At 47.5% G+C, this 12,135-nt stretch carries 11 protein-coding genes; 2 read left to right on the top strand and 9 right to left on the bottom strand.

The window, feature by feature from the left end:
• Positions 1 to 185: 185 nt before the first annotated feature.
• Positions 186 to 410: a hypothetical protein gene (locus tag QUB33_RS01135; RefSeq protein WP_190733033.1), complete on the bottom strand. Its 225-nt coding sequence runs from the start codon at positions 408 to 410 to the stop codon at positions 186 to 188.
• A 635-nt stretch (positions 411 to 1,045) separates the two neighbouring features.
• Between QUB33_RS01135 and QUB33_RS01130 the strand changes: the two genes are divergently transcribed.
• Both QUB33_RS01130 and QUB33_RS01125 read left to right on the top strand, forming a co-directional pair.
• Positions 1,046 to 4,570 carry a hypothetical protein gene (locus tag QUB33_RS01130; RefSeq protein WP_333346153.1) on the top strand — a complete coding sequence of 1,175 codons (3,525 nt, stop codon included), beginning with the start codon at positions 1,046 to 1,048 and terminating at the stop codon, positions 4,568 to 4,570.
• Positions 4,571 to 4,676: 106 nt separating this feature from the next.
• On the top strand, positions 4,677 to 7,547 hold the full coding sequence (locus QUB33_RS01125) for a zinc-dependent metalloprotease (protein WP_333346150.1): 2,871 nt from the start codon (positions 4,677 to 4,679) through the stop codon (positions 7,545 to 7,547).
• A gap of 251 nt (positions 7,548 to 7,798) precedes the next feature.
• Here QUB33_RS01125 and QUB33_RS01120 read toward each other — a convergent pair whose 3' ends face one another.
• From QUB33_RS01120 to QUB33_RS01090, 8 genes are all read right to left on the bottom strand, one after another.
• Positions 7,799 to 8,422 carry a Uma2 family endonuclease gene (locus tag QUB33_RS01120; protein WP_333346147.1) on the bottom strand — a complete coding sequence of 208 codons (624 nt, stop codon included), beginning with the start codon at positions 8,420 to 8,422 and terminating at the stop codon, positions 7,799 to 7,801.
• Positions 8,423 to 8,501: 79 nt separating this feature from the next.
• A complete protein-coding gene (locus QUB33_RS01115; protein ID WP_333346144.1) occupies positions 8,502 to 8,852 on the bottom strand; it encodes a DUF5615 family PIN-like protein in 351 nt (116 codons plus the stop codon).
• Positions 8,849 to 9,178 (bottom strand): DUF433 domain-containing protein, encoded by a 330-nt coding sequence (locus QUB33_RS01110; protein WP_333346141.1) that lies wholly within the window; start codon positions 9,176 to 9,178, stop codon positions 8,849 to 8,851. Before QUB33_RS01110 ends, QUB33_RS01115 begins: the two co-directional genes overlap by 4 nt.
• Positions 9,179 to 9,193: 15 nt before the next feature.
• A complete protein-coding gene (locus tag QUB33_RS01105) occupies positions 9,194 to 9,610 on the bottom strand; it encodes a hypothetical protein (protein ID WP_333346138.1) in 417 nt (138 codons plus the stop codon).
• A gap of 87 nt (positions 9,611 to 9,697) precedes the next feature.
• Positions 9,698 to 9,904, bottom strand: coding sequence for a hypothetical protein (locus QUB33_RS01100; protein WP_333346135.1), 207 nt, complete (start codon positions 9,902 to 9,904; stop codon positions 9,698 to 9,700).
• A gap of 17 nt (positions 9,905 to 9,921) precedes the next feature.
• Positions 9,922 to 11,379, bottom strand: coding sequence for a hypothetical protein (locus tag QUB33_RS01095; protein WP_333346132.1), 1,458 nt, complete (start codon positions 11,377 to 11,379; stop codon positions 9,922 to 9,924).
• A 16-nt stretch (positions 11,380 to 11,395) separates the two neighbouring features.
• Positions 11,396 to 11,719, bottom strand: coding sequence for a nucleotidyltransferase domain-containing protein (locus QUB33_RS29610; protein ID WP_445299494.1), 324 nt, complete (start codon positions 11,717 to 11,719; stop codon positions 11,396 to 11,398).
• 109 nt (positions 11,720 to 11,828) lie between these two features.
• A complete protein-coding gene (locus QUB33_RS01090; protein WP_333346129.1) occupies positions 11,829 to 12,065 on the bottom strand; it encodes a DUF433 domain-containing protein in 237 nt (78 codons plus the stop codon).
• Positions 12,066 to 12,135: the final 70 nt, after the last annotated feature.

The raw sequence follows: 12,135 nt of genomic DNA, 5'->3' as shown, positions 1-12,135 counted from the left end.
CAGTTGACTCGCGCTCAGTCGAACAATTTTAGATTTACTCCAAAGATGAATCTGGGAAGTTGAACTGGGGTCGAAAATTTTTATCTCTCCACGACAGGAGTACGTGGCACCGTATCCGTTTTTAGGCGGGGTCAAAAAATTAAACTTCTAGCTGCAGCATCCTTCCTTATCCTTCCTTGGGCCTTCTAGTCCTGTGATTGAGGAAAGTTGAGCACGGGGAGGCGCGAGCCCCGAAAAACTTCTTCGCTTTCAACGCCGATCGACGCAACAAACTCAGCAGCAGCTTTAGCCACCACCAACCCGCCCAGCATGGGTAAGGCGACCAAGCTCAATAAAATGTCTGAGGGAACTGGCAACTTTGGACTGTTAGGTGTTTTATTTTTGAGCAAGTCTTGGTTTTCCGACGGCATAAATTTCTCCTGTGTCAATCCGTAATCCTCAGTTTACAAGGCAAACAATCATCTTGACTGCTGCTTTTTGACTAATGACTTCCGATCTCAAATCCGGTGACATCCGAATGATATCCTGCAAGCGATCGTCCCCGCGCAGCCAAGTCTATAAATATCTTCTCGCGAGATCTTAAGCTTGCACTCGGAAAAAACGCTTTGTATAAAATCGGGATGCTCCCCGAATGAGATAGATCGTGCGACTCTCTCCGCGGAGCATGGCGAAACCACAGCACTACAGTCGGAAAATAATAGAAATTTCCCGAAAAGCCAGTCTTGAACAGGCAGGATGCCTGTTCCACAAGAATTATGAGAGAGGTCTAATTATTATTCGGATGCAAACGGAAACGATATGACTAATGACGAATAACTTATTGCTTGGCTTAAGTTGGACCTATCTGTGCCAAAATGTCGAGGTATTATCAAAAAAATATTCCCCAACGGCTCGAAGCCGAGGGGATACAAGGCAAGACACTAAGTCCAGCATGGCTTAAACCAGACAAAACGGTTAGGCTCGGCAAATCAAATAATTGTCTGTAAAATCTGTAACTGTGCTATTTCTAGAAAACAAAACCAGCTTTGGCAAAATTTAGAGTTTCATGTTGAATGCGAACGGGAGCATATTGGCAGACAATCGATCGAGCGCGTCGCAGTGGGCCGGGGAAGCTTTAGGGCTTCCCGAAGTTCAAGTACAAGCGCGTTTGCGGGGAAATCACCTGCACATTTTGTGCGAAGCAGCGCAGTGCCCGTCTCAAGAATTGGTGACGGCGAGATTTACCAACGCCCTCGAACACACTGATTTAACGCGACTGCTGCCCGATCGACCTAAAATTTACCAGTTGTTTCTGTGCGGTCGCAAAATCGGTTCCCGACAAAATGACTGGACAGTCCGGCTCGATTGCAGCAGTCCCAAGCGACAGCAACAGCCACAGCCACAGCAACCGGAACCAAAAGTTGCCGAAGTGCCGCCGCCAGCTAGTTCCCCCGACGAACCGCCAGCCAGCCCTAAAAGAGGCGGATTTTTCGACCAATTTAAGAATCAAAATCACAAACTCAAACAGACACCAGAGGCTGTAAAAACATCGACCCACCCGCCGCAAGTACGGGAAGAACTGGATTTTGACGCCGAAAGTCTGCCCGTCGCCTCCCGGATTCAATACCCAGAAGTTTTTGAAACTTCCGCCGTGACGATCGACACTTCGGCTGCTGCGACGCGGGAAGTTTTCGGTTCCGCCGTTCCCCCGCAGCAGAAAGCGAACCGTGGCGCGGTGGCTTTGATTCAATCCCCCGAAGCTGACTCAGGCGAGGGCGATCGCGGTGGAACATTGACGGTTTCGCCGGAAACTTTGGCGCGCCGGGGCTATCCAGAGGCGATCGCCAGCTATCTCAGCGAAATCCTCGGGCCGATGGGAGTTTCGGTGAAAGTAAGCATTCGCGAAAAAGAACTCAAAAGCAGCCGGGAAAACCTGCAGGCTCAGGCGCCGGAAAATATCAAGCCCAAGGAACGCCGGCTGCTGGTGCTGTGCGAGTCAGCTTACAGCCCCGACCCTTCCTTGCTGGCAGAACCCATCGCCGGCAGGCTGCGGAAACTGGAACTAGAGGATTTCCGGGAAGCATTAATCGGCAGCCAAGTCAGCGGCGAAGCGAAGCCGGACTGGGTGCTGCGGGTGGATTTGACTTCGCCAGACAAAATTCTCAAGGAATGGGCCAGGTGGGGAGACGTACCTGCGATCGCCAAACTGCTAAACCAACACTTGGCAGCATCGAGAGTCGAAGTGCGGGCCACCCTCAAAGAAGCAACCCTCCACCTGTTTTGCAGCAAAACTGCCAAAAAAGGACAAAAGACTAAACGGCAAGAATACCCCGACAAGCAGCAAACCACCGACACGATCGCCCCTTTGTTGGCTTCCTTCGCACCCCAAGGCATCCGCGCAGCTACTATCTACGGCGTAGAACCAGCCAAGGACTCTCAGGCGGCCCCGGAGTCTCCGGTGTGGATAGACTGGGTGGACTTGCCTGCTGCCCACCATCCCGACTTGGCTGCGAGCACCAAAACGCTCGCGATCGAGGGCGACCAATTGGCTTTGACTTTTTTATTGAACAGGTTGCTCAACCCCAGTCTCAGGCGCAAGCTGGAAACTGGAGGGATTCGGGCGGTCGTGCTGCAAAAAGCCGACGTGCTGCACGTCATGACTGAAGCTCTGACTTGCCCTTCTCAGTCGAAGGTCGGGCCGCCGGTGGCTAAATTCTTGCGGCAGTTACAAATTCCGGGAGCCTCAGGGGTGCGAGTCTACGGACGCCGCGCGGGCCAGAAAGTGCCGCTGTGGCGCTACGCAATTGACCTCAGAACGGCGGTTGACGAGGAATCAGCAGCGGCACCCGCACCGGCTCCCTCGCAACTGGCTGTGTTGGAAAAGGAACCGGTACCGGAGTTTGCGCCGGCGGATGAGGGGGCTTTTTCGGGTTTGGGCGACAATTTGGTGTTCGATGCTCCGACGCCCAACTCCTGGCGGCCCCGCTTCAAAATCAGACTCCCGGGATACAATCTGGGCGAGCAGTTAGTTCAAGCTGCGGTGCAACCGCTTGTCGCTTCGGGTTTGTTTGTTCCCAACGATGGTTTGTCAACGAATGCTGCTGCGCCGGGAGGCGTGAGAGCCGATCGCGCGGCGGGAATAGCTTTGATTTGGGCGATCGCGGGCTGTCTGCTGACTTTCAATACCGATTGGCTCCTCGGTCTATTTCTGCAATCTGCGACTGTCAGTCAAGCTCCTAGCGCCTCGGAAGTTTGTAAGGGCCCAAATTGTCAAAATCCCTCTCCCAAGGCTGTGGACGACGTTACAGCCCCACTTCCGAAGGAAAGCCCGAACCCCGTTCCCCCTGCTGATGAGGTAAATTTGCCTCAAATTCCGTTGCAGCCGTCGCCGTCGGCGAACCAGCAAGAGGCTTTCAATGGCTCTGGGTTTACGAAACCGGGAAATACTAGCGTTCCTGTAGCTGATGTTTCTGCTCCTGCGGTGTTCCCAACTTTGAGGAGCCAGCAGCTTGACGAGCAGATAGCGCGCTATCAAGAGTACATCCACTTGCACAAAAAACCGCCGGATATTTTAATTGTCGGTAGTTCGAGGGCGCTGCGAGGCATCGACCCGGCGGTTTTGGAAACAGCTTTGGCAGCTTCAGGCTACCCGGGGCTGAGGGCTTACAATTTTGGGGTGAATGGAGCTACTCTCCAGGTTGTAGATTCGCTCATCCGCCGGATTTTGCCGCCGCAACAACTGCCGAAATTGCTGGTGTTGGCGGACGGGGCGAGGGCTCTAAACAGCGGGCGGCCGGATTTGACTTTTAGTGCGATCGCTTCTTCGGAAGGTTACAGGCAATTGAGCCGGGGTAGTTTTCTGATCCGCACCAATCAATTAGAATCCGAAACATCGAACGAAAGCGCCAACAATCCGGTGGGGACTGCCACTGAATTGGTGAACAATTTGGCACAAACTCAAGCTAACGTTCAGCAATTGGTGAGTAAAAAGTTGGTTGAGGGTTCTGCAATTTACAAAAAGCGCGATCGACTCAAAGGGTTTTTGCGATCGATCGTTAATCCATCAGCCCCTGCTGCAACTGACAGCCCCCAAACCGCAGCCCTGGGCGAACAAACAACGGAAAATGCCCAGCCAACTGCTGCGAGTAAACCCGTCAGCGAGTTTCAACCAAATGGCTTTTTGCCGATCGATATCCGCTTCAATCCCGAGACTTACTTTCAGAAGCACCCGAAAGTATCTGGTTATTACGACTCCGACTATCAAAATTTTAAATTGATAGGCGAACAAGCTCTAGCACTCAAAAATTTGATCGAATTTACCAAGGTTCGCAACATCAATCTCGTGTTTGTGAATATGCCTCTGACTGAGGATTATTTAGACCCGGTGCGGACAGGTTACGAAGAAGAATTCCGGCAATATATGCAACAATTAGCAGCCCAAAGCGGACTAATTTTCCTAGATAATAGTTTATTGTGGCCCCAAGCGCGGGAATCTTTTTCCGACCCCAGCCACCTCAACCGTTACGGTGCTATTGCAGTTTCTAAGCGGTTGGCTCAAGATCCCATGATTCCCTGGCCCGCGAAACAGTAGTTTTGACTTTTGAGTTGTGAGTTATTTTAGAAGTTAAAGGAGCCCAGCGTTGCGAGTGCGGCGCGGGTATCTCAAAACTCTTCTTTCCGGCCACTGGATACTGAAAATGAAAAAATTGATATTTCCTGAAAACACCAAAAATCTACAGATAAAAAGTGCCAGAAAAAATCTGCCTTTGATATTTTTTATATTATCTTTAGCATTTTTCTGCTTCAGTTTGTATAAAGGTTTCTGGTTACCTTTTGCTTTATCCTCTGGGCCGCCCAGCAACGAACAAAGTAGCGAACAGCAAACTCTGGCACCCTTTGAACAGGTTGTCCAAGACGCACAAAAGTTAGAGGGACTATTTACTCTTTACCGCAATCAAGCCACTGATAAAGTGTATCTGGAAATTAAACCGGAACAACTCAACAAAAAGTTCCTGTGCTTTGTGACATTGGCATCTGGTTTAGGGGAAGCGGGCATTTTGAGCGGAATGCCGATCGGCGATTTCTTGTTTCAACTGCGCCGCGTCCAAAATAAGGTGCAGTTTGTGATACCAAATATAAACTTTCGCACCAGGCCGGGCGACCCGCAAGCAGGTTCGGTACAACGGGGATTTAGCGAGTCGATTCTCTATTCTTTGCCGCTCAAAAGTATTCATTCGCAAAGACAAACTCTGCTGATCGATTTAGGCGATTTGCTGATGAGCGAAAAGCGGGATTTACCTGGGGTAAAAGCGATTTTGCCGATGATTTTGGGCGCTTCTTACTCGATCGATGAAGACAAGTCTTATTTTAAAGATGTTAAGGCGTTTCCGCTGAATGTGGAAATTGCTTCTATTTACGGTTTTTCTAGCGATGATGACAGTGCGGTTAACTATTTACCTTCGATTCCTGACAGTCGCGCTTTTAACCTCCGCATTCACTACAGTTTCTCGGAAGTGCCGCTAAATAACGGCTACCGCCCCAGACTTGCGGACGAGCGAGTGGGCTATTTTCTTACAGCATATAAGGACTTTTCTGACAAGAGCAGCCGGGAGCCTTTTGTGCGCTATATCAATCGCTGGCATTTGCAAAAGCAAATCCCGACAGCGCCGATGTCGCCTCCGGTACAGCCGATCGTCTTTTGGATTGAAAATAATGTGCCTCCCGAATACCGAAACGCAATTCGCGAGGGCGTTTTGGAGTGGAACAAAGCTTTTGAAAAGGCAGGTTTTACTGAGGCAATTCAGGTCAAACAAATGCCGGACAATGCTAAATGGGACCCGGCTGACGTTCGCTACAATACTATTCGCTGGTCGAGTTCTTTTGAGCCTCAGTTTGCAGGCATCGGGCCGTCTCGCACTAACCCGCTGACTGGGGAAATTTTGGATGCTGACATTCTTTTGGATGCTAATGTTGTCCGGGAAATCAAACAGGGCTATGGGTCTTTGGTGGAACAAAATCGCTCGCTATCTAAGAGTTTTCAAGGGCGAAACGGTTCTAATACCAATCCCTGTCAGTTTGGGATGTATTCTCGCTATTTGAAGGTGCTAGAAAATGGCGATTTAGGAAAAAGCAGCGGGGAAAATGGTCAAGGTGGAATTGCTGATGATTTGCCGACTTTGGTAGAAAGATACCAAGAGCAACAGCGATCGCCTTTATCGCGCTTGATGTCGAGTTCGGATATGTGTTTTGGGTTGGAATCGAGCCGGCAGTTTGCGATCGGGGCAATGTCGATGGATCTGTTGGAAAATGCAGCGCCTAGCAGTGGGACGATTGACGATTATGTGAAGGAATATATCAGATATTTGACGGCGCACGAAGTCGGTCACACTCTCGGTTTAAGGCACAATTTTCACGGGAGTACGATGCTGCAACCGGAGGATTTGAACAATACTCAGGTAACTCGCACGCAAGGTATGATTGCGTCGGTGATGGATTATGTGCCGATTAATTTGGCACCGCAGGGAACAGTGCAGGGCGACTATTTTCCAACGATTGTAGGGCCTTACGACGATTGGGCGATCGAGTACGGTTACAAGGTGATTGGCGGCGCAAACCCGAACAGCGACTTACCAGCGCTGCAACAAATTGCCAGCCGCGCTGCGGAACCACAATTAGCTTACGCGCCGGATGAGGATTCTGTCGATCTCGATCCCGCTGCAAATACCTTTGATCTCAGCGCCAATATGCTGAGGTATTCGCAATGGCAGTTGGATAATGCTAGGGCGATGTGGAAGCGTTTAGAAAAGCGAATTCCGGTTGGGGGAGATGGTTATAACGAACTGCGGGTGATGTTTGATTCGGTGTTCGGGTATTATGTCAACCAAGTGATGAATGCGACTTTGTATGTGGGCGGACAGTCGTTTAGTCGGATTCGCCCTGGAGATACTAATGCGAAGTTGCCGTTTGTGCCGATCGAACTTTCTCAGCAGCGAGAAGCTTTAGCAACATTAGAGAAGTACGTTTTTGCGCCGGATGCGTTTAGTTTTGCGCCGGAGTTGCTCAACAAATTGGCGCCTTCGCGCTGGGAGCACTGGGGAAGTCCGGCTTTGGTGTTTCCTCTAGATTACCCGATCGGCGATCGAATTACTTTTTTGCAGCGGTTTGTATTGCGGGTTTTGCTATCTCCGACGCGGCTGGCGAGGCTGCGGGATGCGGAGTTAAAATCAGCGCCGGAAACTGCTTTGAGGTTGCCGGAAGTGTTGGATACTGTGCAAAAGGATATCTGGAAAGAGGTTTTGCAGCCGGAAAAGAAGATGCAAATTTCAACTTTTCGGCGTTCTTTGCAGCGGGAACATTTGGCGATTTTGATCGGAATGGTGCTGCGAAAAACCAGTGTTCCTGAGGATGCGCGGAGTTTGGCTTGGTACGAGTTGCGGCAGTTGCGGGAGGGTTTGAGCAAGAGTATTCGGAATTTGGATCGGAATGCTGATGCTTATACGCGGGCTCATTTGGAGGAAACGCGCGATCGAATTTCTAAGGTTTTGAATTCGCAAATTCAGTCGAATTAATTTGGGGTTCAGAAACCGGGTTTTTGAGGAAGATATTTCGTTGCCGCCCGCAGATTTGGTCAAAAACCCGGTTTGTTAAAATCTCAGTCAAGTTAAAATAATAGCGATCGCCGATCAATGGACAAACCTCCGTTATCTCTGAGTTTAAGCAAGGGGATGGTGGATTGCTATCGTAATTGAGGAAATAATTGTATCCCAATTGCTCGTACAGTTCGTCAACCAACGATTGCAAGTCTCATAATTTGCAAACACTAAACTTCTGTCATCGCCACGATTTGAGCGATCGTTAATACCAACTGAGGAAACGTTGGAGAAACAATAATGGCTTCTCCTTGATATCGCTGTGCCTGATATTCACCATCGATTAAGCGGTTGATGGTCACCGTAGACTGTTTTGGAGAACCAATATACTGAACGCCTCCCAACCCTGCATAATCAACGATCCAATACTCCAGGATTCCTAAAGTTTCATACTCATTCAATTTGATGCGGTAATCATCCCGCCAATTCGTACTGACAACTTCGATCGCCAACGGAGGTGGAATATAGGCAGCAGCAGAGGCAGAACTTTGACGCATTCTGACCCATTCTTCCTTGGCAAACACCACTATGTCGGCTTTACGACTCGATTCACTTTCGCCCGGGGCAGCGTTCAATCTGACTTGTTTACTTTGTCGAGGAACGTAGGGAAGGTTCAAGGATTGGCAATGATCTACCAAGAGACGACATAAACCATCGACGACATCCTCATGTTTGGCTGTGGGTTCACTCAGGGGCATGGCAACTCCATTGACTAGCTCGAATGACCTACCTGAGTCGTCATCCCAGTTGAGAAATTCCTCGAAGGAAAGGGTTTTTTGGGCGATCGCAACCATTGATATTAACCTTTTGCGTAGGTTGGCTCTCTGTTGTCTGTTTCTAGCTTAATGCTTTCGATATCCATTTTAGTGTGCATCAAAGGGGTAGCTTGGCAATACGATCGACCCATTCCTCTGCACTAGATGCTGCCCAAATCAAGAGTAGTTCTTCAATGACAACTTCCATCGGTATTTTTCGGGAAACAATAATGACTCCAGCACTCTGATTAGTAGTAATGAACTCAGCAAATTCCGCTGGCATTGTTTTGCGATCGTGGCTGACGAGAACACGTCTTTGCTGTGCTGCAATTGCCAGCACGTCGGAATCTTTAACACCTTCTAACCCAGCAGCAAAGGCAGTTTGAAAGTCGATTGTAGATTCTCGTCGCAGTAACCCTGTGACGATCGCCTGATTTAAGTCAGCATCAGCTTGATAGCGCACATTCACGATCGCACCTGCTGTCTTGCTGCTTTAGCTGCAATCAGTTTGTTGTACAAAGCTGGATCGCGGGTTTGTAGAGGTTGAGGCATCGCATCAAATGCAGCTTCTTCGGCGGCTAAGTAAGCGTCGATTTCAGCGCGGTTGGCTAGATAAAAGGCGATCGCACCATAAACCTGTTCCAGTGTCAGTAGTGGGAAAGACTGAACAATAGTTTCGGGCGATAATCCTTGTTGGAAAGCATAGGCGATCGAGTCAAGAGAAATCCGAGTTCCTTCAACCCAATAGGCATCATTCCGATACTCTATGTAAGTTTTAACTGCTACAACTGGCATAAATTTTTTAAGACTCTAACTGCTTCTTATCATAGACGGAAGAACCCGCAGGCAGCCGAGGGTTTGCATGAGCTCCGTCAGAGGTTGGTTGCGAAAGGTGGCGAGTTGAATTAAGGCTTGAATGCGGGCAACATTGAGTTGTTCAAGGCGATCGCTCATTTGGATCAGTTGCTTGTGTTCTTCGGGAGTCAGGGTTTCGGCATGACGCTTGGCGATGAGGGCATGGTATTCTTCCCAGGTTTGTGCACTAAAGCCGATGTTAATTTGTTGCAGCAAGTCGGCTTCTGTAGGTTGGGTGGTTGGAAGTCTAGGCTGGAGGCGTTCTTGCAGGGCGTTGAGGATGTAGCGATCGGGTTCAACGCCCTGTCTAGCTGCTTCAGTGCGGATCTGGTGTTCGAGTTCGGGAGAGAGGTTGAGGGTGATGGTGGTCATGGTTATCTTGGCAGCAACATCTATTCATCATTTTAGCGATCGGGCTTTCACGTTATCTCGAACTTCATCGCCTGGGACTTCTCGATTTTACTGCCCGCGTCCTGGTTTGCAATCTACGAAACCTAATGCTTCTGTGTCGAGAAAATTGGCGATCGAAATGGCGATCGTCGCTGCGATCGGATATTCAATTTCCGCAGCACGCGCGATCGGAGCCACTTGAATTCGTTCTGGCAAACGTCTCAAAATGACTTCGGCATCAGCAGGAGAAAGTTGTTCTTGAAGTTTGGCTTGCATGGCATTAGCTTATACGATCATAAATTTCCATTGAGCTTCAGGAGAGCAGCTAGTTCTGAGTGTTGAAGTACACCAATTGGCCAATTAAACTTTTCGCGCATCTGCTTAATTGAATTCATCAGAGGTTGCGAACATTTTTTTGCCGTGACAAAAACGACAACGCAGTTATCAAAAAAGGTGAAAGGGCGGATAATTTGATACGAGTAGTCTACAGACACCGATTCTTTACGGACTTCAAGAGCAGATTTGAACGGCATACAAAGGTAGTGAGTTTTACCGCTTTTTAAGCTTAACGGTATTTCCATATCAGCTATTTCAGACACACCGTGGGGCTTCCGTGCCTCTCTTTCAATCACCACTTTATCCAAGTTAATCAGGGATTTTCCAAGTCGTATTCTTAGTTCATTATCATCCAGCGCAAATAATGTATCGAGGTCAGCCGGACTAACTGAGCAACTAGAAATAGCACGATATGCACTAAAGTAAGTCGTCATAACTTCATTTATGTCAAGAGAATTGCTAGCCGAGTAATTAAGATCTAAAGTAAATACCTCAGAAAACTCAGTTAACTTGAAATATCTGGCAATAATAAAAGTTAACCAAATCTTGGAGATTGGTTGCATACTCTCAAGATTTTGAAGCCAGTTATCAACTGAGTGAGAGCAAATTTGTATAAACTTATCTGGCGTATGAAAACTTAGCGAAGTCAGAGAGCGAGTTTGTGGTGTCCAGTCTAAAGAGTCAAAGGCTATCTCACTAAACTCATAACTAGGCTGATTTCCTTCAATAACTTGAAATCTTCTTAATTGGTCTGTCACAAAGAAACTCAACTGCATAGATTCAGCAAGAGTTTTTTTGATTTCTGGTCTTCCTGTAATTGTCACTAGGAGACTATTCACAACTCTCAGATTGTTTTGGACTATATTTTTTTCTGCGATTGCTCCATCAAGCAGTTCAATCAGAGTCTGATGAAGATTCGCCATAGCGTATAAAGCTGGAATATATAGATCAACACAACTTTTATTAAACACATACTTGATACCCCAAGTTAGCTGTTCTAAGCGTGATAAAAAGTATTGATCCGTTGAATTTCCACCAAACTTGGCAACTCCCATGCGAATTAGCCGGATTTTCAATCGCATTGCTAAGATGTCTAGATTCGCTTTCAAGAAGTGATTTTGCGCTTCCTTTAGTTCCTTTTGCACATTTTGGTAGCTGTAGTAAAAACTGCTGTAGTAGAACAGTGATTCTTCGTCATATATAATATGCGATATCTTGTAAAATACTTTTTCTAACAGGACACGATCGACAGATGATAAGCTGACTGATATAAGAACCTCATAAATAAGTAATGCAGCCTCTCCTAGCGTAGTTCTTCTTCTGGCTGATAATGCACCCGAATCAATTTCCGATTGACAGTATTGCCAAACTTCTTGAATTGCTGATCTGAACAGTTTGTGGCTTTGTTGGTTCATTACTACTACTTTTACTTCACAATATTGGGTATAGCTTTTCTTTTATTGTATGGGTGAAGATATGATCTGCCATAAGAAAGCGCTGAAACTCCTTCGGAGTTAAACATATTGGATCGATGCTGTAGTTGAGATCTCGCAAAATTTCACAAGTGATTTGTGCGCGCTTTATTCCTACAGTATCCGAGAACATATAGCTAACAATAATAATATCTATATCTCTAAAACTTTCTGAACCTTGGGCTAAAGAACCATGTATGAATACCTTTGCATCAGGGAAGTAATGTCTAAGAATTGCTAAATTTTTTGAGAGTAAAGGAATTTTTAGCAGCTTTTTTATCATGAGTAAGCCTAACACTGACGCTAGAGAACAAGGGGATATGTATGTGTCACACCTTAGCCGAGGATTTGAACAGCCCAACTATTAATCTGAACTTCAGTATAACAAATTGTCATGCGGCTACAACGGGACGATCGAGTTTGCGGACTGCATACAGAAGCGCAGCTTTGATATCTTCAAGTTCCAAGTCGGGCAATTCTTCGAGAATTTGCTCAAAACTAAAACCAGCAGCTAGCAACTCTAGGATATCGATGGCTCGAATCCGCATTCCCCGGATGCAGGGACGACCGCCACATTGTCTTGGGTTCACTGTAATTCTATCAAACAGATAAGCAACGGATGCTGGCATGGGTTAAAATTGTTTAAAATCTTTGTCTCTAGCTTATTTCATTTATCGCCCCAAACTCACACCGCGATAT

This window comes from Microcoleus sp. B3-A4, assembly GCF_036705385.1.
Classification (GTDB): Bacteria; Cyanobacteriota; Cyanobacteriia; order Cyanobacteriales; family Microcoleaceae; genus Microcoleus.
This window is presented reverse-complemented; position numbering and strand designations above follow the sequence as displayed.

Coding starts and splice junctions, on each gene's coding strand:
- QUB33_RS01110 (WP_333346141.1), bottom strand. CDS start 9,178: ATGCCAGTTGTAGCAGTTAAAACTTACATAGAGTATCGGAATGATGCC.
- QUB33_RS01125 (WP_333346150.1), top strand. CDS start 4,677: ATGAAAAAATTGATATTTCCTGAAAACACCAAAAATCTACAGATAAAA.
- QUB33_RS01090 (WP_333346129.1), bottom strand. CDS start 12,065: ATGCCAGCATCCGTTGCTTATCTGTTTGATAGAATTACAGTGAACCCA.
- QUB33_RS01130 (WP_333346153.1), top strand. CDS start 1,046: ATGTTGAATGCGAACGGGAGCATATTGGCAGACAATCGATCGAGCGCG.
- QUB33_RS01105 (WP_333346138.1), bottom strand. CDS start 9,610: ATGACCACCATCACCCTCAACCTCTCTCCCGAACTCGAACACCAGATC.
- QUB33_RS01120 (WP_333346147.1), bottom strand. CDS start 8,422: ATGGTTGCGATCGCCCAAAAAACCCTTTCCTTCGAGGAATTTCTCAAC.
- QUB33_RS01100 (WP_333346135.1), bottom strand. CDS start 9,904: ATGCAAGCCAAACTTCAAGAACAACTTTCTCCTGCTGATGCCGAAGTC.
- QUB33_RS01135 (WP_190733033.1), bottom strand. CDS start 410: ATGCCGTCGGAAAACCAAGACTTGCTCAAAAATAAAACACCTAACAGT.
- QUB33_RS29610 (WP_445299494.1), bottom strand. CDS start 11,719: ATGATAAAAAAGCTGCTAAAAATTCCTTTACTCTCAAAAAATTTAGCA.
- QUB33_RS01095 (WP_333346132.1), bottom strand. CDS start 11,379: ATGAACCAACAAAGCCACAAACTGTTCAGATCAGCAATTCAAGAAGTT.